General features: G+C 61.7%; 24 protein-coding genes. 15 read left to right on the plus strand and 9 right to left on the minus strand.

Going from position 1 to position 24,633, the window contains the following annotated elements:
- Nucleotides 1-16: 16 nt before the first annotated feature.
- The 6 genes from AC0V6T_RS13530 (at nucleotide 17) to AC0V6T_RS13555 (ending at nucleotide 9,937) form a co-directional block, all read left to right on the plus strand.
- Nucleotides 17-1,120, plus strand: a complete 1,104-nt coding sequence (locus AC0V6T_RS13530) for a hypothetical protein (protein ID WP_486127683.1) — start codon at nucleotides 17-19, stop codon at nucleotides 1,118-1,120.
- A 300-nt stretch (nucleotides 1,121-1,420) separates the two neighbouring features.
- Entirely contained in the window at nucleotides 1,421-6,073 is a 4,653-nt protein-coding gene (gltB, locus tag AC0V6T_RS13535) for a glutamate synthase large subunit (protein WP_486128609.1), read from the plus strand.
- A gap of 12 nt (nucleotides 6,074-6,085) precedes the next feature.
- A complete protein-coding gene (locus tag AC0V6T_RS13540; protein WP_486127685.1) occupies nucleotides 6,086-7,522 on the plus strand; it encodes a glutamate synthase subunit beta in 1,437 nt (478 codons plus the stop codon).
- 164 nt (nucleotides 7,523-7,686) lie between these two features.
- Nucleotides 7,687-9,024 carry a carbohydrate porin gene (locus tag AC0V6T_RS13545; protein ID WP_486127687.1) on the plus strand — a complete coding sequence of 446 codons (1,338 nt, stop codon included), beginning with the start codon at nucleotides 7,687-7,689 and terminating at the stop codon, nucleotides 9,022-9,024.
- A gap of 36 nt (nucleotides 9,025-9,060) precedes the next feature.
- Nucleotides 9,061-9,531: a Panacea domain-containing protein gene (locus tag AC0V6T_RS13550; protein WP_486127689.1), complete on the plus strand. Its 471-nt coding sequence runs from the start codon at nucleotides 9,061-9,063 to the stop codon at nucleotides 9,529-9,531.
- Nucleotides 9,509-9,937, plus strand: a complete 429-nt coding sequence (locus AC0V6T_RS13555; RefSeq protein WP_486127691.1) for a hypothetical protein — start codon at nucleotides 9,509-9,511, stop codon at nucleotides 9,935-9,937. Before AC0V6T_RS13550 ends, AC0V6T_RS13555 begins: the two co-directional genes overlap by 23 nt.
- Here the strand turns inward: AC0V6T_RS13555 and AC0V6T_RS13560 are convergent.
- Nucleotides 9,934-10,266 carry a TraR/DksA family transcriptional regulator gene (locus AC0V6T_RS13560; protein WP_486127693.1) on the minus strand — a complete coding sequence of 111 codons (333 nt, stop codon included), beginning with the start codon at nucleotides 10,264-10,266 and terminating at the stop codon, nucleotides 9,934-9,936. The genes AC0V6T_RS13555 and AC0V6T_RS13560 overlap by 4 nt on opposite strands.
- A complete protein-coding gene (gene ung, locus AC0V6T_RS13565; RefSeq protein WP_486127695.1) occupies nucleotides 10,263-10,949 on the minus strand; it encodes a uracil-DNA glycosylase in 687 nt (228 codons plus the stop codon). Before ung ends, AC0V6T_RS13560 begins: the two co-directional genes overlap by 4 nt.
- Nucleotides 10,950-11,033: 84 nt before the next feature.
- On the opposite strand from ung, the gene AC0V6T_RS13570 reads away from it, so the two are divergent.
- The 3 genes from AC0V6T_RS13570 to AC0V6T_RS13580 are packed head-to-tail and all read left to right on the plus strand — an operon-like array spanning nucleotide 11,034 to nucleotide 12,900.
- Nucleotides 11,034-11,669, plus strand: a complete 636-nt coding sequence (locus AC0V6T_RS13570) for a ribonuclease D (RefSeq protein ID WP_486127697.1) — start codon at nucleotides 11,034-11,036, stop codon at nucleotides 11,667-11,669.
- 9 nt (nucleotides 11,670-11,678) lie between these two features.
- Entirely contained in the window at nucleotides 11,679-12,344 is a 666-nt protein-coding gene (locus AC0V6T_RS13575) for an LPS export ABC transporter periplasmic protein LptC (RefSeq protein WP_486127699.1), read from the plus strand.
- A gap of 4 nt (nucleotides 12,345-12,348) precedes the next feature.
- Nucleotides 12,349-12,900, plus strand: a complete 552-nt coding sequence (locus AC0V6T_RS13580; protein WP_486127701.1) for an LptA/OstA family protein — start codon at nucleotides 12,349-12,351, stop codon at nucleotides 12,898-12,900.
- Here the strand turns inward: AC0V6T_RS13580 and AC0V6T_RS13585 are convergent.
- From AC0V6T_RS13585 to AC0V6T_RS13605, 5 genes are all read right to left on the minus strand, one after another.
- Nucleotides 12,897-14,300: an exopolysaccharide biosynthesis polyprenyl glycosylphosphotransferase gene (locus tag AC0V6T_RS13585; protein ID WP_486127703.1), complete on the minus strand. Its 1,404-nt coding sequence runs from the start codon at nucleotides 14,298-14,300 to the stop codon at nucleotides 12,897-12,899. The genes AC0V6T_RS13580 and AC0V6T_RS13585 overlap by 4 nt on opposite strands.
- A 116-nt stretch (nucleotides 14,301-14,416) precedes the next feature.
- Nucleotides 14,417-15,457, minus strand: coding sequence for a DNA polymerase III subunit delta (gene holA, locus AC0V6T_RS13590; protein ID WP_486127705.1), 1,041 nt, complete (start codon nucleotides 15,455-15,457; stop codon nucleotides 14,417-14,419).
- A gap of 19 nt (nucleotides 15,458-15,476) precedes the next feature.
- Complete coding sequence (gene lptE / locus AC0V6T_RS13595) at nucleotides 15,477-15,983, minus strand: LPS assembly lipoprotein LptE (RefSeq protein WP_486127707.1); 507 nt, start codon at nucleotides 15,981-15,983, stop codon at nucleotides 15,477-15,479.
- Nucleotides 15,983-18,550: a leucine--tRNA ligase gene (leuS, locus tag AC0V6T_RS13600; RefSeq protein ID WP_486127709.1), complete on the minus strand. Its 2,568-nt coding sequence runs from the start codon at nucleotides 18,548-18,550 to the stop codon at nucleotides 15,983-15,985. Before leuS ends, lptE begins: the two co-directional genes overlap by 1 nt.
- Nucleotides 18,551-18,592: 42 nt before the next feature.
- Entirely contained in the window at nucleotides 18,593-19,045 is a 453-nt protein-coding gene (locus AC0V6T_RS13605) for a DUF3576 domain-containing protein (protein WP_007165900.1), read from the minus strand.
- 427 nt (nucleotides 19,046-19,472) lie between these two features.
- On the opposite strand from AC0V6T_RS13605, the gene AC0V6T_RS13610 reads away from it, so the two are divergent.
- The 6 genes from AC0V6T_RS13610 to AC0V6T_RS13635 all read left to right on the plus strand — a co-directional run bounded on the left by AC0V6T_RS13610 (nucleotide 19,473) and on the right by AC0V6T_RS13635 (nucleotide 22,912).
- Nucleotides 19,473-20,258 carry a hypothetical protein gene (locus tag AC0V6T_RS13610; protein WP_486127711.1) on the plus strand — a complete coding sequence of 262 codons (786 nt, stop codon included), beginning with the start codon at nucleotides 19,473-19,475 and terminating at the stop codon, nucleotides 20,256-20,258.
- A 137-nt stretch (nucleotides 20,259-20,395) separates the two neighbouring features.
- Nucleotides 20,396-21,118 (plus strand): acetoacetyl-CoA reductase, encoded by a 723-nt coding sequence (gene phbB, locus AC0V6T_RS13615; protein ID WP_486127713.1) that lies wholly within the window; start codon nucleotides 20,396-20,398, stop codon nucleotides 21,116-21,118.
- A 34-nt stretch (nucleotides 21,119-21,152) separates the two neighbouring features.
- A complete protein-coding gene (locus AC0V6T_RS13620) occupies nucleotides 21,153-21,548 on the plus strand; it encodes a RidA family protein (protein ID WP_486127715.1) in 396 nt (131 codons plus the stop codon).
- 130 nt (nucleotides 21,549-21,678) lie between these two features.
- Nucleotides 21,679-22,323, plus strand: a complete 645-nt coding sequence (locus AC0V6T_RS13625; protein ID WP_486127717.1) for a PilZ domain-containing protein — start codon at nucleotides 21,679-21,681, stop codon at nucleotides 22,321-22,323.
- Between the two features lie 107 nt (nucleotides 22,324-22,430).
- Nucleotides 22,431-22,649 carry a DUF2805 domain-containing protein gene (locus AC0V6T_RS13630; protein WP_486127719.1) on the plus strand — a complete coding sequence of 73 codons (219 nt, stop codon included), beginning with the start codon at nucleotides 22,431-22,433 and terminating at the stop codon, nucleotides 22,647-22,649.
- Complete coding sequence (locus AC0V6T_RS13635; protein ID WP_486127721.1) at nucleotides 22,646-22,912, plus strand: ribbon-helix-helix domain-containing protein; 267 nt, start codon at nucleotides 22,646-22,648, stop codon at nucleotides 22,910-22,912. The genes AC0V6T_RS13630 and AC0V6T_RS13635 overlap by 4 nt, the downstream gene beginning before the upstream one ends.
- Here AC0V6T_RS13635 and AC0V6T_RS13640 read toward each other — a convergent pair.
- The gene (locus tag AC0V6T_RS13640) at nucleotides 22,909-23,136 is read right to left on the minus strand and encodes a hypothetical protein (RefSeq protein ID WP_486127723.1); all 228 of its coding nucleotides are present in this window, start codon (nucleotides 23,134-23,136) and stop codon (nucleotides 22,909-22,911) included. The genes AC0V6T_RS13635 and AC0V6T_RS13640 overlap by 4 nt on opposite strands.
- A gap of 75 nt (nucleotides 23,137-23,211) precedes the next feature.
- Nucleotides 23,212-24,495, minus strand: a complete 1,284-nt coding sequence (gene murA / locus AC0V6T_RS13645) for a UDP-N-acetylglucosamine 1-carboxyvinyltransferase (protein ID WP_007165891.1) — start codon at nucleotides 24,493-24,495, stop codon at nucleotides 23,212-23,214.
- Between the last annotated feature and the right edge of the window lie 138 nt (nucleotides 24,496-24,633).

The following is a 24,633-nucleotide window of genomic DNA, read 5'->3' on the forward strand; positions in this document are numbered from 1 at the left end:
AGCACAAAAGGGCGCCATGCGACTGAGCCAGATCAAAGAAGCCAAGCCGAGCAAACGGCGCAAGGCTGCCACCTCCAATCGACCCTTTGCGGGCGTCGCGGCTCACAAGGCTTTCATTCCGATCGTCACGATCTGGGGCGCCGCATTGTTCGGCCTGATCATGGTCGTGCTGCCGCAGGGGATGATCGACAAGCTCGGGACACTTTCTGGCGGATTGGTCGCAGGATTGGTCGCGCGCATCGTGCTCGCCGCAGCCGCAGCAGTGATCGGCGGCGTGCTTTGCTACGGCATTTCATCCACGCTTCATTCTCGCGCCGCCAAACCGGCAGCAAGCCGCGGCGTGTACTCGGCATATCACGCTAGCCGCACGCGCCCCATCGACCCGGCAGCCGACCTTGGCAGTGAAAGCCTTGATGCGCCGCTCGACGCGGATTTCTCCGATCCCGAAGAGGCTGAAGCCGGCGAGGGTGGGCAAGCGGACAATGGCGCGCCCCGAGGTGAAACGCTCGGTGAATTGGCACAGCGCGGCTACGACATCGAAGCTCCCGAAGACGAAGCTCCGAAAGCCAATGCGCTCTTTACTCACGGGCAGTACAAACAGGCGCTGATCGAATGCTGCGAAGGCGCTTCGTGCGAGGCAGCGCCAGTGGACGATGCGCCCAAATCACCGCTCGTCGAAAAGCCAGAGCGCAGCGCGCAATCAAATAAACCGCGCGAACTCGACCTTGCTGAATTTGCTGAACTCCCGGGCCGAAATGCAGTTTGGGTCGTGGAGGAAGGCGCCAAAGCGCCCGCCGCAAAGCTCAAACCCGTTCCGGCCTCTGCGCTCGACAAACTGCGCGAGCGGCCAACCGATGAACTCAGTCTTGTCGAAATGGTCGAACGGTTTGCTGGCGCCCTGCATCAGCATCAGGAAAGCGAGCGCGAGCGTCAGTCTGGACACGCGCCGGGCCGCGATGCAGCGCTGGCCGAAGCGCTCAAGGCGCTGACGATGTTCACCGAGAGCGGCTTCGACACGCAAGCTGCTGCTCCCGCACAGCCGGGCGACCAGCTTGGCCAGACCGAGCGTGATCTGCGCGACGCGCTCGCCAAGTTGCAGACCCTTCGCGGCGCAGCATAAGCGCGGCGTAAGCTCGACACGGCGCTGCCTCCAAACCCGCTGAGAATCGGCAAAATCGCTGAAAACGACTCGCAAAAGCCACATTGACGCAACGTCATTAAAGCCTGGCTTTGCATCCTTGTAATATTCCTTCGCTTTTCGCGGTTGCAAAACGGCATATCCGCCTGCATTAGAGTTGGCCAACGATGCGCGGCTGCGGCCAAAAACCGTGAGCGCGCGTATTTCTGGTCGAGATCGAACATGCGAACCCTTCGGGATCGCCGCGGTATCGACATCTGACAGAACGGAAAGCTTGCCATGGTGGGTCAACCCGCTCCCCAGGGTCTCTACGACCCGCGAAACGAACACGACGCCTGCGGTGTGGGCATGGTCGCTCACATCAAGGGTGAGCGTAGCCACTCGATCGTCGAGCAATCGCTCGAGATTCTCGAGAAGCTCGACCATCGCGGTGCAGTTGGGGCGGACCCGCTTCTGGGAGATGGCGCTGGCCTCTTGATGCAGATTCCGCACGCGCTGATTCAGCGCTGGGCAGACGAGCATGGGCACGAGCTTCCCCAACCCGGCGATTATGCCGTCGCGATGAGCTTTATGCCGAAGGACGAGGTCGCGCGTGGTTTCGTTGCCGATCGTTTCGAAAAGCTGCTCGCCAAGGAAGGTCAGCGCCTCATCGGCTGGCGCGATGTGCCAACCACGCTTGATGGGCTTGGCGATGCGGTGATTTCCTCGATGCCCGTGATCCAGCAGGCTATCATCGCCAAGGGTGATAGCACGCCCGATCAGGACGCGTTTGAGCGCAAGCTCCTCGCGATCCGCAAGCAGACGCTCAATCCGCTCGCAAAACTGGCTGAAAAGCACGGACTTCCGGGTCTCACCGAAACCTACATGCCCTCCGTGTCGACCCGCACGATCGTCTATAAGGGTCTGCTGCTCGCAACGCAGGTGCAGAGCTTTTACGACGACCTGCGCGACCCCGAATGCGTCAGCGCTTTCGGCCTCGTGCACCAGCGTTTCAGCACCAACACCTTCCCAAGCTGGCGGCTTGCCCACCCGTTCCGCTTCATCGCTCACAATGGTGAGATCAACACGGTTCGCGGCAACGTGAACTGGATGAATGCGCGCCGCCGCACGATGGAAAGCGACCTGCTCGGCCCCGACCTCGACAAGATGTGGCCGCTCATCCCGCATGGCCAATCGGATACGGCCTGTCTCGACAACGCGCTCGAATTGCTGATCGCGGGCGGATATTCGCTTGCTCACGCGATGATGATGCTGATCCCCGAAGCGTGGAACAAGCATGAGCTGATGGCGCCCGAACTGCGCGCCTTCTACGAATATCACGCTGCCCTGATGGAGCCATGGGATGGGCCGGCCGCGGTCTGCTTCACCGATGGCCGCCAGATCGGTGCAACACTCGACCGCAACGGCCTTCGCCCGGCGCGTTTCTGCGTTACCAAGGACGACATCGTGTGCCTCGCGTCGGAAAGCGGCGTGCTACCCTTTGCCGAAGAAGACATCGTTCGCAAATGGCGTCTCCAACCGGGCAAAATGCTCCTGATCGACCTCGAACAGGGTCGCATCATTGAGGATGATGAACTTAAGGCGGAACTTGCGGGGGCCGAACCCTACACCGAATGGCTCGACCAGGCGCAGGTGCGCCTTGGCGATGTGAGCGAGATCGAGCCTGATCTTTCCGAGCTGCCCGAAGAGACGACAACCCTGCTCCAGCGCCAGCAGGCGTTTGGCTACACGCAGGAAGACATTGCGCGCTTCCTCGAACCGATGGCGGTGAAGGGGGATGATCCGGTCGGTTCGATGGGCACCGATACGCCGATTGCGGTTCTCTCGAACAAGGCGCGGCTGCTCTACGACTATTTCAAGCAGAACTTTGCGCAGGTCACCAACCCGCCGATCGACCCGATCCGCGAGGAATTGGTGATGAGCCTGCTTTCGATGATCGGTCCGCGCCCCAACCTGCTCGGCCATGATGCGGGTACGCACAAGCGGCTTGAGGTCGATCAACCGATCCTGACGAATGATGACCTTGCCAAGATCCGCTCGGTCGAAGCCGTGATGGATGGCGCTTTCCGCTGCGAGACAATCGACATCACCTGGGACGCCGAGGCAGGCGTCGAGGGGATCGAACTCGCGATCAGGGAAATGTGCTGGGCCGCGACCGAGGCGGTGCTGCAGGATCACAACATCCTGGTGCTGTCGGACCGCGCGCAGGACGAAGGCCGCATTCCGATGCCAGCGCTGCTCGCCACCGCTGCGGTGCACCACCACCTCGTGCGGCAGGGCCTGCGCATGCAGACCGGCCTCGTCGTCGAAACCGGCGAAGCGCGCGAAGTGCACCATTTCTGTGTGCTCGCCGGATATGGCGCCGAAGCGATCAATCCTTACGTTGCGTTCGAAACGCTCGAGGACATTCGCCGCCGCAAGCATCCGGGCGCAACCACCGATGCGGTGCAGCAGAATTACATCAAGGCGGTCGGCAAGGGCATCCGCAAGGTCATGTCCAAGATGGGCATCTCGACTTACCAGTCCTATTGCGGCGCGCAGATCTTTGACGCGGTGGGGCTGTCGAGCGCCTTCATCGACAAGTATTTCACCGGCACCGCCACGACCATCGAGGGCGTCGGGCTCGAGCAGGTCGCCGAAGAAGCGATCCGCCGCCACGCACAGGCCTATGGCGACAACCCGCTCTACAAGGGCATGCTCGATGTGGGCGGGATCTACCAATACCGCTTGCGCGGTGAGGAACACGCCTGGACCCCGCAAAATGTCGCGCAATTGCAGCACGCGGTTCGCGGCAATGTCTCCGAGCAATATCAGGAATTTGCCAAGTCGGTGAATGAGCAGAGCGAACGACTGCTCACCATTCGCGGGCTTATGGAGTTCAAGACCGCTGACGAGCCGTTGCCCCTCGACGAGGTCGAACCAGCCTCCGAAATCGTCAAGCGTTTCAGCACCGGCGCGATGAGCTTTGGCTCGATCAGCCACGAAGCGCACTCGACGCTGGCGGTTGCTATGAACCGTATCGGCGGGCGCTCGAACACCGGCGAAGGCGGGGAGGAACCCTTCCGCTTCACCCCGCTGGAAAACGGCGATTCCATGCGCAGCCGGATCAAGCAGGTTGCCTCTGGCCGCTTTGGCGTCACCACCGAATACCTCGCCAATTCCGACGACATCCAGATCAAGATGGCGCAGGGCGCGAAGCCCGGCGAAGGCGGTCAGCTGCCTGGCCACAAGGTCGACAAGCGCATCGGCGCTGTGCGTCACTCGACGCCGGGCGTGGGCCTGATCTCCCCGCCGCCGCACCACGACATCTACTCGATCGAAGACCTCGCGCAGCTGATTCACGACCTCAAGAACGTGAACAACGAAGCGCGCATTTCGGTGAAGCTCGTCTCCGAAGTGGGCGTGGGCACGGTTGCCGCTGGCGTGTCTAAGGCGCGTGCGGATCACGTCACCATCTCCGGCTACGATGGCGGAACGGGCGCATCACCGCTCACCAGCCTCACCCATGCCGGATCCCCTTGGGAAATCGGTCTTGCCGAGACGCAGCAGACGCTGCTCCTCAACGATCTTCGCTCGCGCATCGCGGTTCAGGTCGATGGCGGCCTTCGCACCGGACGCGACGTTGCCATCGGCGCGCTTTTGGGCGCGGACGAGTTTGGCTTTGCCACCGCCCCGCTGATCGCGGCTGGCTGCATCATGATGAGGAAGTGCCACCTCAACACCTGCCCGGTCGGCGTCGCGACGCAGGACCCGGTATTGCGAGCGCGCTTCACCGGTGAGCCTGAGCATGTGGTCAACTACATGTTCTTCGTCGCCGAGGAGCTTCGCGGCATCATGGCCGAAATGGGCTTCCGTACGGTCGAGGAAATGGTTGGCCGCGTCGACCGGCTCGACATGACGCGCATGCACCGTCACTGGAAAGCGCGCGGGATCAATCTTGAGCGCCTGCTTCACAAGCCGGAGCTCAAGGAAGGTGCACCGCTTCGTAACACCGAGGGGCAGGACCACGGACTTGGCGCGGCGATGGACAACGCGCTCATCGCCGATGCAACGGACGCTATCGAGGCGAAGGCCCCGGCACAGCTCGACTATACTATCACCAATGTCCACCGCACGGTCGGCGCGATGCTGTCGGGCGCGATTGCCAAGGCGCATGGCCACGAAGGCCTGCCCGCTGACACGATCCGCGTAAACCTCACCGGCGTTGCGGGACAGAGCTTCGGCGCATGGCTTGCGCATGGCGTGACGCTAGACCTTGTCGGCGATGCCAATGACTATGTCGGCAAGGGGCTGAGCGGTGGCCGGATCATCGTGCGCCAGCCCGACGGCGTTCCGCGCGAAAGCAGCGCCAACATCATCATCGGCAACACCGTGCTTTACGGCGCGATTGCGGGCGAGGCGTATTTCAACGGCGTCGCGGGCGAGCGCTTTGCCGTTCGCAATTCAGGCGCAATCGCCGTGGTCGAAGGCGCGGGCGATCACGCCTGCGAATACATGACCGGCGGCGTCGTGGTCGTGCTCGGCAAGACAGGCCGCAATTTCGCAGCCGGGATGAGCGGCGGCGTGGCCTATGTCTACGATCCCGACGGCGTGTTCAGCGCGCTCGTCAATCACGCACAGGTCGACCTGCTACCCGTATCGGCAGAGCGCGATGCCGAAGACGGCACCAACGATTCTTGGGGCCGCCCGCAGCAGCGCGGCAGCTCGGTCCACGATTTCGGCATGGGCGACATGCTGCGCCACGATTCAGAGCGCTTGCGCATCCTCGTCGAACGCCACCAGCTGCACACCGGCAGCGCGGTTGCGAGCGAGCTGCTCGCCGACTGGGACAAGGCGCTGGGCGCTTTCGTGAAGGTCATGCCGCGCGACTACAAGCGCGCGCTCGAAGCGCTCGAGGCAGAGCGCGAAGAAGCCGCCAGCGTGGCAGCGGAATAAGGTCAGGAAAAGATGGGCAAGGACACCGGATTTCTCGAACTGGATCGGCGCGAGCGCGACTATCTCGCGCCCGAAGAACGGCTGAACAATTACCGCGAATTCGTGGTGCAGCCGAGCGACAACGTGCTCGCTGCGCAGGCCTCGCGCTGCATGGATTGCGGCATTCCCTATTGTCACAACGGCTGTCCGGTGAACAACATGATCCCGGACTGGAACCACCTGGTCTACGAGCAGGACTGGAAGAACGCGCTCGACGTCCTGCATTCGACCAACAACTTTCCCGAATTCACCGGCCGCATCTGCCCTGCGCCGTGCGAGGCAAGCTGCACGCTCAACATCGTCGACCAGCCGGTCACGATCAAAAGCATTGAATGTGCGATTGTCGATCGCGGGTGGCAGGAAGGCTGGGTCACGCCGCAGGTTCCTGAGAAGAAGACCGGCAAGTCGGTCGCAGTCGTCGGCTCAGGCCCTGCCGGCATGGCGTGCGCGCAGCAGCTTGCGCGCGCGGGTCACTCGGTCACCTTGTTCGAAAAGAGCGACCGGATCGGCGGCCTGCTGCGTTATGGCATTCCCGACTTCAAGATGGAAAAGCACCTCATCAACCGCCGCTGCGTGCAGATGGAGGCCGAGGGTGTGACCTTCAAAACGTCCAAGGAAGTGGGCGTCGACATCTCCTTCAAGAGCTTGCAAGAAAACTTCGAGGCGGTCGTGCTTGCAGGCGGCTCTGAAGATGCGCGTCAGCTTGCCATCCCGGGCGCGGAGATGCCGGGCGTGCGCCTCGCAATGGAATTCCTGACCCAACAGAACAAGCGCAATGCGGGCGATGATGAGCAACGCGCAGCCCCGCGCGGCACGCTCAAGGCGACCGGCAAGCATGTCGTCGTAATCGGCGGCGGCGACACCGGCTCGGACTGTGTGGGTACGTCCAACCGCCAGGACGCGGCCTCTGTCACCCAGCTTGAAATCATGCCCAAGCCCCCTGAAAAGGAAGACAAGGCGCTGACCTGGCCCGACTGGCCGTTGAAGCTGCGCACTTCCTCCAGCCACGAGGAAGGCGTCGAACGCGACTGGGCAGTTCTCACCAAGCGCGTCGTGGGCGATGGCGTAGCCGTCACAGGCCTCGAATGTGCCCGCGTGGAGTGGGTTGATGGCCAGATGCGCGAGATCGTCGGCAGCGAATTCACGCTAAAGGCCGACCTCATCCTGCTCGCCATGGGCTTTGTCGGGCCGAAGAAGGCAGGCCTGCTCGAACAGGCGGGCGTCGATCTCACGGACCGCGGCAATGTGGGCGCCAACACCGAAAACTACCGCACCAATGTCGAGAACGTCTTCGCCTGCGGAGACATGCGCCGTGGTCAAAGTCTTGTCGTATGGGCCATCCGCGAGGGCCGCCAGGCAGCCCGCGCAGTGGACGAGGCGCTGATGGGCGCGAGTGAATTGCCCCGGTAAATCAGCGACTTCTTAACCAAACACGAAAGCCACAAGCGCGGATAAATCGTGCATTGCGGTTGAACCTGTCTTGACCGCCTGTGGTGGCGGTGGTTTGCCTCTCTCCCGTGCAAGGGAGCGAAGGCGCGCTGATAATGCGCCTGCAGGAGAGGATAAGGGTCGTCATGATTTCACGCAGCCGCCGCGCTGGCGCGCTAGGATTCGCAGCAAGTGCATTCGCCCTTGCCGCCGCAAACCCTGCCTTGGCCGAAACAAGCGAAGTCGAACTTACGACCGAGACCTTCGAACTCGCGGCAAGCGGCAAGGCTTCGCCCGACCTGCTTGAGATCGACGATACGGTCGAGCTCGCCCCGCAGACCGGCCCTGCAACTCCGGTCGCTGCTCCGCCATCCCGCCCGGCGCCCAAACCGGTCGATCTTCGCGTGGTCGCCTCGCAATTCGTCGACGTGCCTGTTGCAGGCGATGCGCGCAGCCTTGCGCGCTATTCAGGCCGTGTCGATGGATATCTCGAGGTGCGCGGCAGCTATTATGGCGGCCCATCAAACCTCAAGCTCAAGATCCGCCCCGAATACACTTGGGGCAAGACGTCGAATGGCGAGATCGGGCTGATCCCGAACAACACCGCGCTGTTCCGGCCAGAGAGCAAGGGCGACTTCGACCTTTCGGCCAGCCTCGAATATCAATGGCCATCGGGCGCGACCTTCGAGATCGGCAAGATGAACGTGCTCGATATCTCCGGCGCGCTCCCGATTGTTGCGAGTGACGGTCACTACGGGTTCCAGAACCTCGGCATTGCGCTGCCGCCGACCGCTGTCGTGCCCAACACGCTGACCGGCGCAATGCTGACCGTGCCCAAGGGCAAGATGATCTACCGCGCATGGGTGTTCGACCCCGACAGCCAATATCAGCGCACCGGGTTCGAGACCGCGTTCGAAAGCGGCGTTGCCTTCATGGTCGCAGCCGCACGCCGCACCACCATCAACCGCTTGCCTGGGATCGTGAACCTCGCCATCGTCGGCTCGACCCGCGACACCTTTGCGCAGGACATCCTGCCGCGCGCGCTGACCCCGCCGCCGCAGCCGTTTGGCACATTCGGCAATGAAAGCGGCGAAGTAGCGATGCAGCTTTCGTTCTACCAGTTCCTCAAGATGCACCCGCAGGCGCGCGGCAAGGGCTGGGGCATCCTCGCCCGCTTCCAGGCCTCGAACGGCGATCCGACCTTCCTCGACTATTCGGGCTATTTCGGCATCTCGGGCAATCCCGGCTATCGCCCGCAGGACCGTTTCGGCATCGCCTATTTCCACTATTCGCTCACCGACGAGCTGGTCGACGACATCGCCTTCCGCCTGCCGATCGAGGACGAAAACGGGGTCGAGGCCTTCTACACCTACCAGTTTGCCGAAGGGCTCGGCCTCACCGCAAACGTGCAGGTGGTCGACAGCGCGGTTGCGTTCCGCGACACCGGGGTGATTGTCGGCGCTAGGCTGACCGCGGGATTTTGATTTTCCTACGCTGGCTCCTATATATACGGCAAGACTATGGCCTACGATGCTCGTCAAATTGCGAATTGGTTTATTAGGCGCGCTGCCGATGACGGTAGGGCGCTCTCAATTATGTCGATACTGAAGTTGGCCTACATTGCCCATGGTTGGCATTTGGAGATGTATGGTAAGCCACTTTTCGACAATCGCATTGAAGCTTGGCAACATGGCCCTGTAATTCCGGATGTCTATTCGCGTTTCCGGAGACAAGGAATAGTTCCGAAGCAAATCGACGCGGAGTTTGATCAGCCAATTGGGCTAAATGACGTCACCTTTCTCGAAGAAATCTATGCGCTTTACGGTAAAATGTCGCCCTTCCATCTGTCAGAGTTGACACATGTAGCCGGAGGACCATGGCATACGTCGCGTGAGATTGGCGGCTGGTACGCCCCCATTCCGGATCACGTGATCAAGGAGCATTACGAAGCGAAAAGGCGGGTCGCCAATGCCGCAAGTACCGCAAGTTGATATCGGTTCAGAGTCAACCCAAGCGGCTTCTTCGCCCGAAGCGGTTGAAGCGAACGAGGGGCACGATTTTCGCTCTCTTGAAGCTGAAGTTCGAGCCAAGGAGAACCTAAACAGGGAGGCGGATCAACGCTACGGACTACGATTTTGGGCCGTAGTGGTGGTATCATTCCTGATTCTTTTCTTCCTTATTGTGTTTGCTCATATCCTCCACAATCTGGAGAAAATCCTTAATTCAGAACCATCGCTACCATTGATCTTGGCTCTCTATGTGGCCCCAACAATAGCTTGCTCTGGATTGGGGATCTCATTGCTCGTGGCGGCTTTTCGGGGCTACAAAGATAATGACAGCGCACATGCAGCAGATGCAATTGGCAACGGCGCTCGGCTAAGTAACCTTTCTCCTTAACTGCCTCCCGCACAACCCACGCATACCGCGACGCTGGGATCGTGCCTCAAACGCGCCTCCGCGATCTCATCACCGCAGCGCAGGCAATAGCCCCATTCGCCTTCGTCCAGCCTCGTCAGCGCAGCGGAAATCCGCGTGCGTTCGGCTGCGCGGCGGCGTTCCTGCGCTTTTGCCATTGCCTGTTGCTGCATCGCATCAATGCGTGAGAGGCGCCCGACGCTGTCCTGCTGAAGTTCGACCGTATCGCGAGAATCCGCGTTTGCAGCATCTTCGCGCGCAAGCTGTTCCCGGCGTGCAAGCAAGGCAGCGCGGGCTTCGTCCTTGGTCATAGCGTCCAGTCGATGCTGCCGCGCCCTTGGGCTTCGAGAAACGCGTTGGCCTGACTGAACGGCTTGGAGCCAAAAAAGCCCGAATGCGCCGATAGCGGGCTGGGGTGAGGCGAGGTCAGCACGAGGTGATGATCGCCTGCGCCAAGCCCCTTTACCCGGCCCGCTTTCTTGCGCGCATGGCTGCCCCACAGGACGAAAACGGTTGGCTCGCCGCTAGTCGCAACGGCCTCGACAGCCGCATCGGTGATCGCGTCCCAGCCGCGTCCCGCATGGCTGCCCGCCTGTCCCGCCTCGACCGTCAGCGTGTTGTTGAGCAGAAGCACGCCCTGCTTCGCCCATGGCAAGAGATTGCCAGTCGAGGGGCGCGCGATGCCAAGATCGCTTTCAAGTTCCTTGAAGATATTGACCAGCGAAGGAGGCTGCTTGACCCCGTCCTGAACCGAGAAACTCAACCCATGCGCTTGGTTTGGCCCGTGATAGGGATCCTGCCCGAGTATCACCACGCGCACATCGGGCAAAGGCGTTGCGGCGAGCGCTGCCAGCCGTGACCCACGCGGTGGGTAGATCACCTTGCCCGCATCCTCTTCGGCGCGCAGCCACCCGCCCAAACGGCGCGCTTCGGGTGTCTGAAGCACCGGCTCAAGCGCCTCGCGCCAGCTGTCGGGTATCTCTTCGGAAGCCATCGAGCGCCATGACTACACCGCCCGGCCCCGCGCAGGCGAGAGTCCCCTTTCCCTCTATCCCCATTACGCGTAATGGCGGTGGCGATGACAGTTCATTTCCATGAAGAAGACCTGCCCGCAGGCGTGCTCGAAGGCACCGGCCCGCTCGCAGTCGACACCGAGACCATGGGTCTCATCACCCACCGCGACCGCCTCTGCGTCGTCCAGATCAGTGACGGATCAGGCGATGAGCACCTCGTGCGCTTTTCTCCGGGCAGCGATTATGAAGCGCCCAATCTCTCGGCGATCCTCGCTGATGAAAGCCGGGTGAAGCTTTATCACTTTGCACGCTTCGACCTGGCCGCGATCCAGTATTATCTTGGCGTTGTCGCAGCGCCCGTCTTCTGCACCAAGATCGCATCGAAGCTGGTGCGCACTTACACCGATCGTCATGGCCTGAAAAACCTGACCGACGAACTGCTCGGCGAAAGCATTTCCAAGCAGCAGCAGAGCTCCGACTGGGGCGGGCCTGAGCTAAACGACGCGCAGCGCGAGTATGCGGCAAGCGACGTGCGCTACCTTCACCGCCTTCGCGATGAATTGATCGTGCGGCTGACGCGCGAAGGGCGCATGGAGATTGCGCAGGCTTGCTTCGACTTCCTCCCGACAAGAGCCGCGCTCGATATCGCCGGGTGGGACGGGCGCGACATATTCAGCCACAACGAAGGGTTCTACGCGTAAACAGCCGCCATGGTTATCAAGCGCCGCATCGAGACCAGTGAAGCCAAGGCGCTGCGTTCGCGACGTCAGCACTTCGCGGCGCCCGGTGGCAACCATGACCGGTTGGTCGCCTTCCTCGCACGCGCCTTGCCGATGGGCGTCGGGGTTCTCGCAGCGTTGATGATCATCACGCCCCTGTCACCGCGCGGCGAAGTCAGCTTTCTGCTCGATCGCAACGCCGTCTCCGTCATCGACGAACGGCTGAGCGTCGATAACGCCATGTACCGCGGGCGCGACGATCAGGGTCGCCCTTTCTCGATCACGGCGGGCGAAGCGGTCCAGCGCTCAAGCGCCGAGGGCAAAGTGCGTATGGACGACCTGATGGCGCAATTGCTGCTTCAGGATGGGCCAGCGCGCCTGATGGCTCCGGGCGGTGTTTACGATATCAACGAAGAAGTGGTTTCGGTCGACGGCGAGCTGCGCGTGCGCACCGCCGATGGCTATTCGATGACCGCAAGCGGCGTCGCCTTTGACCTCGAAACCCGCACGATGAGTGGCGAAGGCGGTGTCCAAGGGGCAGTCCCCGCTGGCACGTTTTCGGCAGACACCATGCAAGGCGACCTTGATGCGCGCACGATCATCCTTGATGGCAATGCGCGGCTTAGAATGGTGCCCGGTGAGTTACGGATGCCCTGATAGGATGACGGCAATGACGAAGAACCTCGGAAAAGTTGCGCTCAGCTGGGCTGCTGGCGGCCTCGCTCTCGGGCTGGTAGCCGCTGGCGGGATGACGCTTTCCGCGCAAGGCATCGCCTCGCACAACACGCGCGCGCCGGTGTCATTCGATGCAGGAAACATCGCATTTGACGACCGCGCGAACCGGGTGGTTCTGACCGGCAACGTGATTGTAGATCAGGCGGGATTGCGCGTACGATCTCAGCGCATGCTCATGAATTACAGCGATGAGGGATCAGTCGATATCAATCGCATTACCGCCAATGGCAACGTCGTGGTCACGCGCGGCAATGAGCGCGCAAGCGGCGATGTCGCGGTCTACGACTTCAACCGCCGGATCATCACTATGGCCGGTAATGTGAGCCTTCGCCGCGGAACGGACACGCTCAATGGCGGTCGTCTGGTCATCAACCTCGACACCGGGCTTTCGACGATGGACGGACGCGCCAGCGGTGCGCAGACCACCACGAACAGCGATGGCCGCGTGACCGGCACCTTTACAGTGCCGCAAGACTAAAACGCGTTGTCGTGGCGGAGCACGAAGATCGTGCGCCAGACGATCTCGATATCGCGCCTGAGTGACCAGCCGGAGATGTACTCCAGATCCGACTGAAGCCGGTCGGTGAGGTCTTTCTCCTGCGCCGTCGCGCCCCTGTGGCCGCGCACTTGTGCAAGGCCGGTGAGGCCCGGCTTGAGACAATGACGCCGCCAATATTGCGCGTCGACTTCCCAGAAAAGCTTGTTCCCCGCCTGACTTCCCAGCGCGTGAGGACGCGGGCCGACAATCGCCATGTCGCCGCGCAGCACGTTGATGATCTGCGGAAGCTCATCAATGCTCGTGCGGCGGATGAAGGCGCCGATCTTCGTCACCCGGTCATCGTCGCGCGCGGTCGAGCGGTCGCCATCGGCATCGTTCTGCTCGACCTTCATCGAGCGGAACTTGAGCATGTTGAAAAACTGGTTCCCGCGCCCCAGCCTGCGCTGCACGAACAGCACCGGACCGCCATCCTCGAGCTTGATCCGGGCGGCGATAAACAGCAGCAGCGGCGAGAGGACAACCAAGGCTCCTCCGGCCAGCACGATGTCGAAGAGACGCTTCGAAATACGTGATCGCAGCGCCAGCGGTCCGGTCGAAATCACCAGCGTTGTCCGGTCTTGCACCTCGTATCGATGCACCCCGATCGCGCCGAGCGAGTGAGCAGGCTCACTCACCACTTCGCCATAAACACCCGAGGATTTCAGAAGGAACGCCCATGCCTCGCGCCGCTCCTGCGGTGTCGAGACCACGACCTTGTCCTGGTTTTGCAAGAGCTTGCCCAGCCGGTCGAGCATGAAGGGATCGTGGCTGGTCGGGTCAAGTTCGAACTCGGCCGATGTGATGCGCAGCGAATTGTCGAGGTCGAAGCTCGGTCCGCCATCGTCAATGATCAGGCGATTGGACGTACGCCCGCCCCAGAAACGCTCGATCACGACCGGCACGAGACGCCTCAGCCCAACCACGGTGACGACAGAGAGCATGAAGCCAAGTGTTACCGAGACGCGGGAAAACTCGGCGTTCGACTTGGTGTAGAACGCGACGAAGTTCAGCAACGCGGCAGAAATCACCAGCGCGGTAAGCGCCTGGCGGCTGGCGAACATCCAATCGTCGAGCGCGCGCCCGCCATAGGTCTGGTTATACAGCGCGATAGTGAAATAAACCGGCAGCAGAGTCTGCGCTGCCAGCATGTTCTGCGCTCGCCACCAGTAGCCTTCGTAGAGCAGGCCGGCGCCTGCAAATGCAAGGTTGATCAGCACTGCATCGAACAGCATCAAGAGGACGTAAGCGCGCAGCCGACGCTTCTCTAGCGACGGCGCGATGGCGCGCAGATTTGTATCGGATGAACCGCCGTCGACGAGCGGTCCGGAAAGCTTATTCATCGTCCCTCATGCGCTTCCCTTAGGAAACACCCCTAACTTGCACCCCGACCCCTATAGGACATTTACGCAGAAATGCTTATTTTTTGCGAGTGCGAAATGCCGGGTGTCCGGATTTGCTACCCTTTAGCCGCAAAGCGAGCGATCTCTGCAAGGTCCTGGGCAAGCAGGAGTTCAGCGGCCTGACTGTTCGCAAGCAGGCTCTGATGAAGCGCGATCAGGCGCGGGACAAGCCGTTCGAGCTTGGCGGTTCGCCAACGCGTAACCTGTTGACGAATATCGCGTTCTTCCTTCCAGAAGATGCCAAGCCGCGCCTTTTCGCCGCGGTCGAGGTTTTCAAAACTGCCGCGTGGACCAAGGCGCGCAGCGATCTGCGCCAATTGCGCAGCACGCCTTTCGAGAGCGAGCAAAAGCCCCACGGGATTGAGCCCCAATTCCTTCATGCGCTTTAACTCGACCGCCAGTTTTCCAAGCTCTCCGCCCAGAACAGCGTTAACGATTGGGGCGAATCCGTCCTCTTCGGTCGACGCGCCGATCTCCCCGTAATCCTCGACCGAGGCGGTCTTGGGGCTTTGCGAGGAAGCGTCGAGATAAAGCGCGAGCTTGTCGACTTCCGACTGTGCCAGCCGCACGTCGAGACCCGCCGCGCGCGCAATCCGTTCGGCAAGGTCACCGCCCAGCCTGAGCCCCGCCCCATCGGCCATGGAGCGAACCGAAGCCGCAACGCTCGAGAGGTCGGGCGGGTAGAACATCGTCACCAGCGCATCGGGCCGCTTTTCGAGCAGCTTTGCGGTGCGCGACTTGTCGGTTGCGCTGGTCGCGACGACCAGGATGGGCGCCGCATCGCCTCCGCCGACGTCAGCGGTTTCGATCAGGGCCTTGAGCGCATCATGCGCTTCGTCGCCGGTTGCACGCACGAGAATGTGGCGCTTGTCTCCGAAGAGCGATCCCGAACGCGCCTCATCGCCCAGTTTGGCCGGGTCTCGCTTGAGGTCGCCGCCCGTTAATTCGATCCGTTCGCCCGCATCGGGAAGCGCCTCGATTACCTTGGTCGCGGCTGCGGAGGCTCCGGCTTCATCAGGTCCGCAGAAGAAGAATATCGAAGCCTGCTGCGCGGTTCTGGGAAGTCCGCGCGCGAATTCGGAATGTTTGGCTTTCATGCGCGATCCGCCCCTCGCGCTACTGCGTGCCCAGTGTTTGCTCTTGCTCTCGAAGGGCAAGCGCGATGCGGCGCGTCATGCGATCGGCGACGTCGCGGGCAAGCAATTCGAGCGCGCGCTGTTCTGCGGCGATGGTCGCATATTCCGAGGAGACCACGTCGATACCCGCGTCCGAACCTGCGGTCGCATCGAGGAGAATCTCTCCGGTCGCCAGATCGACCAACTGGTATCGCGCGCGAAGGATGCGGCGCTCGCGGCTGATCGTGTCATCGTTGAGAACACCGAGCGCTTCGAGCGCGTCGTCCAGCCGCACGTCTAGGCGATAGCGAGGGCTCGCATCGCCCGCAGCGCCAAGCCGCTCCTGAAGCGCGTTGCGCACCAGCCACCCGTCGCGCCCCGGAATCGCGGGCACATCGACGGCAGCCAGACCTTGCGCAATGCTGCTCGACGCGCCGCCGCCATACATCGGCTGCAAGCCGCAGGCAGAAAGCGCGAGAAGCGCTGCCAAGGCGAGCGAGCCGCGCATCACGTTACGATATTAACCAGCCTGTCGGGCACCACGATCACCTTTCGCACTTGCGCGCCATCAAGCGAACGCTGGACCTTCTCGCTGGCCAAAGCAAGCGCTTCGAGGTCCTCTTTCGACGACCCCTTGGGAGCGGTCAGCGTGTCGCGCAGCTTGCCCTTGTGCTGGATCGCGATGGTGACCTCGTCCTCGACCAGCATCGCAGGGTCGTGCTCGGGCCATGCGGCATCGGCGAGCAGGCCATCAGCGCCAAGCTTGGCGTAGGCTTCTTCGGCGAGGTGCGGCATCATCGGCGCAATCAGGTGCAGGATGGTGCGGATCGCGAAGTTGCGGCTCTCGCTCGGTTTTGCCTTTTCGGCGGCTCCGGTGAGTTCGTAAATGCGCGCGACCGCCTTATTGAAGCTGAGCGCCTCTATGTCTTCGGCCACAGCGACAATCGCCTGATGGGCTTTGCGGGCGAGTGATTTGTCTTCGCCGGTCGCGCTCTCGTCGATCTGGTCGAACAGGCGCCACAAACGCTGGACGAAGCGCCAGCAGCCTTCGATCCCGCTCTCCGACCAGGGCAGGTCGCGTTCGGGAGGGCTGTCGGACAGCATGAACCAGCGCACCGCATCCGCGCCGTACTCGTCGATGATGTTGTCGGGGTCGACGACGTTCTTCTTCGACTTCGACATCTTGACGACGCGGCCGGCTTCAACGTCACCACCTGTATCTTTAGCGAACCAACTTCCATCGCGTCGCTCGACTTCATGCGGGAAAAGGTACTCGCCGAGAATTCTAGCCATCTCAGGTGGCGTATCCGTCTGCGGCGGCAATTGGAGAATACGCTGATACGTCTCGTGCGTCACCATCCCTTGCGTGAACAGCGAAGCGAAAGGTTCCTTCACATCAAGCTTGCCGATGTGGGCGAGCGCGCGGGTCCAGAAGCGGGCGTAGAGCAGGTGCAGGATCGCGTGCTCGATCCCGCCGATATAGTGCTGCACCGGCATCCACTTGGCGATCTCTGCCGGGTCGAACGGCGCGTCGGCAGGCTGCGAGGCAAAGCGCAGGAAATACCAGCTGGAATTGGTGAAAGTGTCGAGCGTGTCGGTCTCGCGGGTCGCCTTGGCGCCGCATTTGGGGCAGTCGACATTCTTCCAAGTCGCGTGACGCTCAAGCGGGTTGCCGGGTGTCTCGAAATCGACATCCTCGGGCAGCTTGACCGGCAGCTGGTCCTTGGGAACGGGCACGATGCCGCACTCATCGCAATGGATGAAGGGTATCGGCGTGCCCCAGTAGCGCTGGCGCGAAATGCCCCAGTCGCGCAGGCGCCACACCGTCGTGCCCTTACCCCATCCGCCCTCTTCCGCGCGGCGGATGACGTCGGCCTTGGCATCTTCGACGGATTGTCCATCGAGAAAGTCTGAGTTGACGATCACGCCCCCATCATCCTTGGCGCCGCTCTCGGCCTCGTTGCCCATTGGCGCTTCGGCTTCGCTCGCATCGCGCGCAACGACGCGCTGGATCGACAGGTCGTACTTGGTCGCGAATTCGAAGTCGCGCTGGTCATGGCCGGGAACGCCCATGACCGCGCCGGTGCCGTAATCCATCAGCACGAAGTTCGCGATGAACAGTGGCATCGCCTCGCCGGTGAAGGGGTGGCGCGCGGTGATGCCGGTGCGATAGCCGAGCTTTTCAGCGGTCTCGAGAGCAGCTGCGGTCGTCCCGCCGCGCTTGCACTCTTCGATGAAGGCGGCGACCTCAGGATCGTCCGCAAGGCCCCGTGCAACCGGATGGTCGGCAGCGACCGCGACGAAGCTTGCGCCGAAGATTGTATCGGGCCGGGTCGTATAGACCGGCAACTTCTCGCCATTCGACAGATCGAACGAAAATTCGAGGCCCGACGACTTACCGATCCAGTTTTCCTGCATCAGTTTTACCTTGTCAGGCCAATCTTCAAGCTCGCCGAGCCCGTCAAGCAATCCTTGCGCAAAGTCGGTAATTTTCAGAAACCATTGATCGAGCTTGCGCTTTTCGACCTCTGCGCCCGATCGCCAGCCCTTGCCGTCGATCACCTGCTCGTTTGCCAGAACGGTCATGTCGACCGGGTCCCAATTGACCTCGGATGAGCGGCGATAGACGAGCCCGGCTTCATACATGTCGAGGAACAGCGCCTGTTCGTGGCCGTAATATTCGGCGTCGCAGGTCGCGAATTCGCGGGTCCAGTCGAGCGCGAAACCGATACGCTTCAGCTGCGCTTTCATCGCCTCGATATTGGCGTAGGTCCATTCGCCCGGATGGACCTTCTTTTCCATCGCGGCGTTTTCAGCCGGCATCCCGAAAGCATCCCAGCCCATCGGGTGGAGCACCTCGAAACCGCGCATCGCCTTGTAGCGCGCGAGCACGTCGCCCATCGTGTAGTTGCGCACGTGGCCCATGTGGATGCGCCCCGAGGGGTAAGGGAACATCTCGAGGATGTAGCTCTTGGGCTTGTCGCTGTCGGAGTTGGCCGTGAAGGTCCCGGCCTTCTCCCACGCAGCTTGCCAGCGCCCGTCGGCAGTGGACGGATCGAATCGAGTGTCAGTCATGAAAAACCGCTAGCGCGCCCTCGGTAAGGCGCAAGGCTTGAATTAGCCGGCGAGCGCTTTGCGGCGCAGGTCGCGAGCCTTGGTGAGGATGATATCCTCAAGCTTCTGGACGGTCGCGGCCTGAACCGGCGCATCGACCCAGCCCGCACCTTCAGCAACCTGGCGGCTGGCCGAAACGCGAAGCGCATCGGCGCGCAGATCCTGGTCGAGAATGGTCACGGTGACCTTCACGCGCTCATTCGGGTTCGACGGGTTTGCATACCAGTCGGTCACGATCACGCCGCCCTGGCTGTCAGCCGAAGCGAGCGGTGCAAAGCTCAGCGTCTCGAGCGCGCCGCGCCAGAGATAGGCGTTGACCCCGATCGTGTTCAATTGCGCTGCGGCAAGTTCGGTGCGGGGACGTTCGCTGCCACCGCATGCGGCAAGCAGGCCAAGTGCGCCGACAGCTGCGGTGAGACGGATGGATGTGGCAGTAATGGAAGTACGGCGTGTCACTGGAAAAACATGTCCCTCATTTGGCGTGGCGATTGCTCTATACCCGGCACTCGCTTGCGGCAAGGCCTCACTCTGGGCACTAAGTTGGGAGAGGCAGGTTTGGCGTCTCGCGCTGTATCCCGGCTGAACCGTTCATGCGCGCGACTCGCAGGCGATTCGGCAGCTACGTGCAAAAGAGTCTGTGTGCTGGGCGCAACAGGTCTTGCGCTAAGCGGAGGAGAAATCACCGAAATGATTGCACAATTGGCTGTCACACACCTATCAAGAACTGTCATAAATTGGATGTACCAATAGCGAGTCGGCGCCTGCTCAGCGCAAGTTAAGGCTCGATCTGGTTGAAGATTTTTCAGAACGGTCGGGATCAATCCGGCAAGACGAACGTAGAATAGTCGAACGTAAACAGAGTCATACGCAAGCAAGGCTGACAATGGCACGCAAGGACACACAGACAGCGACGAAGCAGCCCCGGCTGCCGCTGCTTGGCGTGGCCGGTGCACTTCTGTTGGCGCTGCCCAGCGCAGGGCTTGCGGTTGTGAGCTTCTCCGGCGGGGAAGCCGGTGTGCGCGCAAGTGCCTTCGACGTCTTCACCCCTGCTTCGGTCGATCCTGAACTGGCCGCCCGCGTTGCACAGAAAGCGCGCGAACGCGGCATTCGCTTCACTCCGGTTGGTGTGAACACTGGCGACAGCGAACGCACTGTAACGGTGGCCGTGCGCGTCGACGATGAAACTGCGCGCGCGATTTCGGTTCGCCCCTCGAACGAAGGGGCTCCCGGCCTTGGCAAGGGCATTGCCGGTCTCCAGACCAGCCGCTTCAATCTTGGCACGGCGCGTGGTTATCAGAGCTTTGCTCGGACGCCCGCTCCTGCGGCTCCCGTATCCGGTCGTCAGCCTGAGCTGCGCGAAACGCTCAGCGATCTGCAGATGCCCGATCTTGCCGACTTCGCTCCATCGCAGCCGACCCGCGAAGACCGGCCTAGCCGACTTCAGCCGCGGATCGAGCTTGGGGACGAAGCCATCGCTGGCCGTTCGCCCAACACGCTCGATGCAATCGGATCGCAGACGGTCGATGTCGGCGGCTCCTTCCGCCTTTCGCGCAATCTCGACGTGACCGCAGGTGTGCGCCTGTCACAGGAACGCGATCGTCTCGCGCCTCTGACGAATTCGGTTCAGGACAGCCAGGCGGTTTACGTAGGCACTCAGATCAAGTTCTGATCGACCGGCGACTTACCGCCCCACACATTGGCCACCTAAGACATTGGTATGAACGACCCTGCTTCGGCGGGGTTTTTTGTTGCCTGACGCTACGGCACCGCTAGGCTCGCGCGCAGACAAAATCAGGGAGTGGGATTATGGGCCGGGTAGCAATTGTCACCGGGGGAACGCGCGGTATCGGGGAGGCCATCTGCCAGCGCCTCAAGCGGCAGGGCCACACGGTCATCGCCAATTACGGGGGCAATGACGATGCCGCCGCCGCTTTCACCGAAGAAACCGGCATCCCCTCGATGAAATGGGACGTGGGCGATCACGAGGCCTGTCTCGAAGGCTGCGCCAAGGTCGCCGAAGAGCTTGGCGATGTCGACATTGTCATCAACAATGCCGGCATCACCCGCGACGGCACGCTTCACAAGATGAGCTTCGAGGACTGGAACGACGTCATGCGCGTCAATCTCGGCGGCTGCTTCAACATGGCGAAAGCGACCTTCCCCGGCATGCGCGAGAGGAAATGGGGCCGCATCGTCAATATCGGCTCGATCAACGGGCAGGCGGGGCAGTATGGCCAGGTCAACTACGCCGCCGCAAAGTCGGGCATTCACGGCTTTACCAAAGCGCTCGCACAGGAAGGCGCCAAGTTCGGCGTCACCGTCAACGCAATCGCGCCGGGCTATATCGACACCGACATGGTCGCCGCCGTGCCCGAGCCGGTGCTTGAAAAGATCGTCGCCAAGATCCCGGTCGGCCGCCTCGGCCAGGCAGAGGAAATCGCGCGCGGCGTCGCTTTCTTCACCAGCAAGAATGGCGCGTTCATGACCGGCTCGACCATGAGCATCAATGGTGGCCAGCACATGTATTGATGGTACTCTCCCTCACAGCAATGGGGGAGAAATCATGCAGAAGTCTACACACAACCCGACGCCGTGGCTCACACATTTCGGGCTCAATCACGGTGTCGAGGTCACGGGCGGCGCGCGCACCTTATACCTTTCAGGCCAGACGGCGAGCGATCCTGAGGGCGAGCCGCTGCACGCTGGCGACATCGTCGCGCAATACGGTTCCGCGTGGCAAAACCTGTTGGATGCGCTTGCCTCGGCAGGCATGGATGCAAGCAATCTGGTTAGGCTTAATTTCTACACCACCGATGTTCCTGCCTTCATGGAAGCGGCTGAGCCGATCACGGCCCATCATGTCAAAGCTGGCGCCACGATTGCGTCCACCTTGCTTGGGGTGAGCGCGCTTTATCATCCCGACATCATGATCGAGATCGAAGCGACAGCTGTCGGATAAGCCTGCCCCTGGCAGAGGGAGCGCCTTCACCGCCGCACATTAGCAAATTATTAAGTATCCTCAGCTAGCTTCACTTAGGAATAGTTACGATTCCGCTCGGAATTTTAACCACACACCCAAGGATGCAAGCGTGGAACACGGTAAGCAGGCATGGTCGGGAGAAGAAGCGAGGGCCGCAAAGCGCGCCTCCTTGCTGCTTCGCCGTGCCAAGCTGGTTTGCCAGTCGGGCGAGTATCTGTGCCTTATTCGCGATGTGTCTTCACTGGGCGTGGGGCTTGGCTTTGCTCACCCCGTACCGCCCGAAAAGCGCACGCTGCTGCAGTTGTCCAATGACCTGACCTATCCGGTCGAGCGTGTCTGGACCGGTCAGCGCCAAGCGGGCTACCGGTTCGGCGGCGAGATCACGGTCGAGGAATTCTTGCGCGAACAATCGCCGCATCCCTCGCGCCCGCTTCGCCTCAACATGACCGGAAATGTCCGCATTCAGGACGCACGCCAGCGCATCGATGCGCGGTTGGTGGACCTTTCCTGCGAAGGAGCGAAAGTGGCGAGCCAAGCCGAACTCAGGCTCGGGCGGCTCATCACATTCGAGCTCGACGGGCTGCCTGCCCAGCTTGCTCAGGTTCGCTGGAACGAGAATGGCCGCTACGGCATCCAGTTTCAGCATGCGATCGACACCGAAGAACTAGCGCGCTGCGCGCTTCACCTTCAGCCGTTCGACAAGACCCGCTCAAGCGGCTTTTCAAAGCTCCTGCGCAAGGCCCGCGCTGCCTGAATACGCTCACACTGGTTTGGTTCGCATCATCGGTGCATAAATTCCTGCGCCGTGCACGTATTTGGCTTAGTCTCTCTTTTCCGATTTTTGCGAAGTCAGCCAAGCCGATGCCCAGCCAATCCCGCTCCCTTTCCGAAGCTCAGCAAAGCGCCGTCGTCGAAATGGCTCTGAGCGATCATGTGCGCTTTTCGCAGATCGAGGATCAGTTCGGTTTGGGGGAGAAGGACGTGAAGGCGTTGATGCGTTCGCGGCTAAAGCCGGGAAGCTACCGCGCATGGCGCAAGCGCGTTCGCACCTTTTCGGATCGGCGCGAGCATTACAAGTGAGCAGCGACGACCCTCAGGCCCCGCACTATCACCCGCCGGTCAAACGCTCGGTCGCGATTGCCGGACACAAGACGTCGATCAGTCTCGAGCCCTTGTTCTGGGACATGCTCAAAGAGGCGGCCGAGCGCGAATCCATGCCGCTCAGCGCCCTTGTCGCAAAGATTGATGCCGAGCGGATCGCATCGGACACGCCGCCCGGCCTCGCCAGCGCGATCAGGGTATGGCTGGTGACGAACGCGCCAAAAGGCGCGCGCCGCTTTTAGTACTTCGCGGTAGCATCGCTCGCAGGATAGGTCGCATCGAGCGCTTCGTCCTGCTTGGTCATCGTGTCGTCCTTGGTGCCGGTCGCCTCTGCGCCAGCGTTGCGAAACGCGCCATTGGGTTCACCGTCAGCGAAGGCAACGCCGTTCTCGTCGACCTTTGACTTCTGGTAGAGCTTGTAGCCGGCAAAGCCGACCGCGCCGAGGACTGCGAGTTGTACGAGCATGGGAGTTCTCCAATTGAGTGTTCACTCAAATGAAGTCGCAGCCGCTCCGGAAAGTTCCAATTCTAGCGCATTCGATCAGTCATCGCCGACGCGCTCGATGTCGGCGCCGACCAGCTGGAGCTTTTCTTCCAGCCGCTCATAACCGCGATCGAGGTGATAGATGCGCCGCACCTGCGTTTCGCCTTCGGCGGCAAGCGCTGCGATGATGAGGCTCATCGACGCGCGAAGGTCGGTCGCCATGACTTCTGCGCCAGTAAGGTCGGCAGGTCCCTTGACGATTGCGGTGCGCCCCTCGGTCGAGATGTCCGCGCCCATGCGAGCCAGTTCAGGCACGTGCATGAAGCGGTTTTCGAAGATCGTTTCGGTGAGGACGCTCGTGCCCTCCGCCTTGCAAAGCAGGCTCATCAGCTGGGCCTGCATGTCGGTGGCAAGACCGGGGAACGGAGCGGTTGTCAGGTCGACGGGCTTGAGCGCGCCGTTGGTCTTGATCGTCACGCCCTTGGCATCGTCCTCGACATGGATGCCGATCTTGCGAAGCGCGGCGAGCGAGGAAATCATGTCGCCGGCGCGAGCGCCTTCGAGCCGAACATCTCCGCCCGTTATCGCGGCGGCGCAGGCATAGGAGCCTGCCTCGATCCGGTCGGGCATGACCTTATAGGTCGCGCCATTGAGCCGCTTTACTCCGTGGATCGTCAGGTCGGACGTACCGATCCCCTCGATCTCCGCGCCCATCGCGGTGAGCAGGTTGCACAGGTCGACGATCTCAGGCTCGCGCGCAGCGCCGGTCAGGCGGCTGGTCCCGTTGGCAAGGACGGCTGCCATCAGCGCGTTCTCGGTCGCGCCGACGCTGACCACCGGGAAGTCGAAATCGCCGCCCGGCAATCCGCCTTCGGGTGCAGAGGCTTTCACGTAACCCTGGGTGAGCTCAATCTCGGCGCCGAACGCTTCGAGCGCCTTGAGGTGGAGGTCGATCGGGCGGTTCCCGATCGCGCAACCGCCCGGCATCGACACGGTCGCCTCACCCGTTCGCGCGAGCATCGGGCCAAGCACGAGGATCGAGGCCCGCATCTTGCGCACCAGGTCATAGGGAGCAACGTTTGAGGTGATCCGCGAAGCTTCAAAAGTGACGACACGGCCGAATTCTTCGGGTCGCTTGCCGTGGATCTCGGTCGAGACCCCGAACTGCGTCATCAAGTGCTGGAAGCCGTCGATATCGGCAAGCCGAGGGAGGTTGCGCAGCGTCAGAGGCTCTTCGGTCAACAGCGCGCAGGGGATGAGCGTGAGAGCCGCGTTCTTCGCGCCGGAAATGGGAATTGTGCCCGACAGGCGATTGCCGCCCTTGATGATCAGTTTGTCCATGGCGCAGTTCCTTAGCGTAACGGGCGGTCTGCGCAACTGACCTGCAACATTGGGCGCGGATGTGGGCCTTCCATTGACCTTGTAACTCGAGCAGGGCACGTGACCGACGACGCTTGAAACGCACCAAACGCAAGAGAG

Source organism: Erythrobacter sp. S158 (assembly GCF_057364915.1).

What these genes read in the sequence shown, in the direction of transcription:
- ung (WP_486127695.1), bottom strand. Translation starts at nt 10,949, where the DNA reads ATGGCTTCCGAAGAGATACCCGACAGCTGGCGCGAGGCGCTTGAGCCG.
- AC0V6T_RS13560 (WP_486127693.1), bottom strand. Translation starts at nt 10,266, where the DNA reads ATGACCAAGGACGAAGCCCGCGCTGCCTTGCTTGCACGCCGGGAACAG.
- AC0V6T_RS13545 (WP_486127687.1), top strand. Translation starts at nt 7,687, where the DNA reads ATGATTTCACGCAGCCGCCGCGCTGGCGCGCTAGGATTCGCAGCAAGT.
- holA (WP_486127705.1), bottom strand. Translation starts at nt 15,457, where the DNA reads ATGAAAGCCAAACATTCCGAATTCGCGCGCGGACTTCCCAGAACCGCG.
- AC0V6T_RS13585 (WP_486127703.1), bottom strand. Translation starts at nt 14,300, where the DNA reads ATGAATAAGCTTTCCGGACCGCTCGTCGACGGCGGTTCATCCGATACA.
- lptE (WP_486127707.1), bottom strand. Translation starts at nt 15,983, where the DNA reads ATGCGCGGCTCGCTCGCCTTGGCAGCGCTTCTCGCGCTTTCTGCCTGC.
- AC0V6T_RS13555 (WP_486127691.1), top strand. Translation starts at nt 9,509, where the DNA reads ATGCCGCAAGTACCGCAAGTTGATATCGGTTCAGAGTCAACCCAAGCG.
- murA (WP_007165891.1), bottom strand. Translation starts at nt 24,495, where the DNA reads ATGGACAAACTGATCATCAAGGGCGGCAATCGCCTGTCGGGCACAATT.
- AC0V6T_RS13530 (WP_486127683.1), top strand. Translation starts at nt 17, where the DNA reads ATGCGACTGAGCCAGATCAAAGAAGCCAAGCCGAGCAAACGGCGCAAG.
- AC0V6T_RS13580 (WP_486127701.1), top strand. Translation starts at nt 12,349, where the DNA reads ATGACGGCAATGACGAAGAACCTCGGAAAAGTTGCGCTCAGCTGGGCT.
- AC0V6T_RS13575 (WP_486127699.1), top strand. Translation starts at nt 11,679, where the DNA reads ATGGTTATCAAGCGCCGCATCGAGACCAGTGAAGCCAAGGCGCTGCGT.
- leuS (WP_486127709.1), bottom strand. Translation starts at nt 18,550, where the DNA reads ATGACTGACACTCGATTCGATCCGTCCACTGCCGACGGGCGCTGGCAA.
- AC0V6T_RS13540 (WP_486127685.1), top strand. Translation starts at nt 6,086, where the DNA reads ATGGGCAAGGACACCGGATTTCTCGAACTGGATCGGCGCGAGCGCGAC.
- AC0V6T_RS13640 (WP_486127723.1), bottom strand. Translation starts at nt 23,136, where the DNA reads ATGCTCGTACAACTCGCAGTCCTCGGCGCGGTCGGCTTTGCCGGCTAC.
- AC0V6T_RS13570 (WP_486127697.1), top strand. Translation starts at nt 11,034, where the DNA reads ATGACAGTTCATTTCCATGAAGAAGACCTGCCCGCAGGCGTGCTCGAA.
- AC0V6T_RS13550 (WP_486127689.1), top strand. Translation starts at nt 9,061, where the DNA reads ATGGCCTACGATGCTCGTCAAATTGCGAATTGGTTTATTAGGCGCGCT.
- phbB (WP_486127713.1), top strand. Translation starts at nt 20,396, where the DNA reads ATGGGCCGGGTAGCAATTGTCACCGGGGGAACGCGCGGTATCGGGGAG.
- AC0V6T_RS13630 (WP_486127719.1), top strand. Translation starts at nt 22,431, where the DNA reads ATGCCCAGCCAATCCCGCTCCCTTTCCGAAGCTCAGCAAAGCGCCGTC.
- AC0V6T_RS13620 (WP_486127715.1), top strand. Translation starts at nt 21,153, where the DNA reads ATGCAGAAGTCTACACACAACCCGACGCCGTGGCTCACACATTTCGGG.
- AC0V6T_RS13610 (WP_486127711.1), top strand. Translation starts at nt 19,473, where the DNA reads ATGGCACGCAAGGACACACAGACAGCGACGAAGCAGCCCCGGCTGCCG.